Consider the following 2,433-nt stretch of genomic DNA (forward strand, 5'->3'; position numbering starts at 1 on the left):
ATAGAGAAAGTTCTCATTTCAAAAAGGTATGGTCACTACGTTCATGGAAGAAAAATAATGTTCGACTTTGTTAACTTTTGTAAATTTAAAATGAGTTTAAAATGAATGTTCTTTATGTTTCGTCTTTTGTTTATAGAAAGAATAGCTCGGCAGCTATCAGAAATAACAAACTAATCGAGGGTCTTGTTAACTCGGGCAATTGTGTTGATGTTCTTACTATTAATTACAAGAGTGACTGGATAGATTCAGCACTAGTTGAAAATCATTCTAGACTAAATATAACCTCTTATTATTTTGATGCTTTTTCTTCTGGAGGAGTATCAAGCAGCAATAATAAAAAAAAGTTGAAGAAATATTTACCAAAGCTAGTTTATAAGTTTATAAAGAATATTGTTGCATTCCCTGATGTCGATAAAAAATGGCTGACCAAAGAAATTATAGTTGATGATAAATATGATATTATAATAAGTTCATCTGACACGAAGACAAGCCATTATGTTGTGGAAAAGTTATTAAAGCATCAAGGCTTGAAAGCTAAATGGATACAAATTTGGGGTGACCCATGGGAAAACGATGTTAATTTGGACTTTCTTACAAAAAGGTTTGTTGCATCATTTGAGAAGAAGCTACTCTCACAAGCGGATAAGGTTTTTTATGTTTCTGAATTAACTTGTAAAGAATACAAANAAAACAAGCCATTATGTTGTGGAAAAGTTATTAAAGCATCAAGGCTTGAAAGCTAAATGGATACAAATTTGGGGTGACCCATGGGAAAACGATGTTAATTTGGACTTTCTTACAAAAAGGTTTGTTGCATCATTTGAGAAGAAGCTACTCTCACAAGCGGATAAGGTTTTTTATGTTTCTGAATTAACTTGTAAAGAATACAAAATAAAATATTCAAATTTTGCAGCCAAAATTAGCTGCATTGGACGTTCCTACTATAAGAAGTTAATAGTAGACTCACATTTCGAACAGAAAGAAGAGATTTCAATATTTTACCCTGGTTCTCTCAATGACTATAGAGGAATTGAAAACCTTTGTGAGGATATAAAAAGTTATAATACTAGCAACAAGAAGAAAGTAAAATTAGAGGTTTGCGGTTTTCAGAGTAGTGAAATAATTGAAAGGTATAAAAAGTATGACTTTATTCATTTTTTAGGTGCTAAAAGTATCGATGAGGTTTTTTTTAAGTTTGGAGAAACTGACTTGTTGCTTTTCGTTGATAACGGAGTACAGTCTACCCAAATACCAGGTAAAATTTTTGATTACTATGGAACCAATTTACCAATATTGGCTTTAGTCTCAGAAGGTAATACTATAATAAAGGAATTTTTAGCCAAAGATGTAAAAACAATTATAATTGGAAAATCGGAAAATATCGACTTTAATGGAATTTTTGAAGTTTATAATGAATTTTTGAAAGTTGAGCGTAACGACTTTTATTCACCTGAGTCTGTAGCAAAGAGATTTTTAAATGAGTTGTAAGGTATTGTACTTGGAAAGCTCCTATCCTATCAATACGAGGTCACAAAGAATTATAGACTCGTTAAAAAATTGCGAAGTGCATATTTGTACATGGGATAGGTTAGGAGTAAAAAGTAGTGACAGTGAAAATTATTCGATATATCGGTCCCCAAATGTTGGCTATGGCAACAAAGTTCTGAAGCTTGCTTACTTACTAAGATTCGCACTCTTTTTCAGGCGTGTTTTACACGAGAGGAAGCCGGATATAATAATAGCTTCTCACTGGGATATGTTGTTAATTGCCTCGCTTTTCAAAGGTAAAGAAAAGTTAGTCTATGATAATTTGGATATTCCAGAGTTTAAGATTGGTTTTATAGAAAAGATCATTATATTTATCGAAAAGCTCTCATTGACTCGCGTAGATGCAATACTTTTAGCATCTAGGTTCTATGCTCCATTGTATAAAAACTATAACAGTATTGTCTTTGAAAATTTACCAGTAACTAATTGCATGGGTGTGGAAGAACGCAAAGCAAGCACTAGTGTTATTAAGGTTGGCTTTGTTGGTAGTGTGCGTCATTACGAATTATTGAAAAATTTAATTTTAGCTGTTGATAATGAGATGAGTATTCAACTTCATATATATGGAGATGGTATAGCTAATGATAAACTTAAGAGCTTTTGTAAAAAACTCGAAGTGGAAAATGTTTTTTTTCATGGGCGATTTAATTATAATGAAATAGGAAATATATATAAATGTATTGATGTGCTGTGGGCAGCTTATCCATATAAATCAAGAAATGTGAAATACGCAATTTCTAATAAATTCCATGAATCTATCTACTACACTATTCCATGTATTTTTTCTGAAAAAACCATGTTGGGTGATTATGTTAAGTTAAATTGTATAGGTGTCACTGTTGACCCCTATTGTCAGAACAGCATAAAAAGTGGAATTGATAATAT

Annotated in this window: 2 protein-coding genes; both read left to right on the plus strand. The window is 31.5% G+C overall.

The window, feature by feature from the left end; translation table 11 throughout:
* The first annotated feature begins 705 nt into the window (after positions 1-705).
* Positions 706-1,488 (plus strand): hypothetical protein, encoded by a 783-nt coding sequence (locus tag L1D50_RS22925; RefSeq protein WP_239966926.1) that lies wholly within the window; start codon positions 706-708, stop codon positions 1,486-1,488.
* Positions 1,489-1,498: 10 nt separating this feature from the next.
* Positions 1,499-2,433 (plus strand): glycosyltransferase (locus L1D50_RS22930; RefSeq protein WP_239966927.1); only part of this gene is annotated, 935 nt, incomplete at its 3' end.

This window comes from Pseudoalteromonas sp. Isolate6, assembly GCF_022398435.1.
In the GTDB taxonomy this organism is placed as follows: domain Bacteria; phylum Pseudomonadota; class Gammaproteobacteria; order Enterobacterales; family Alteromonadaceae; genus Pseudoalteromonas; species Pseudoalteromonas galatheae.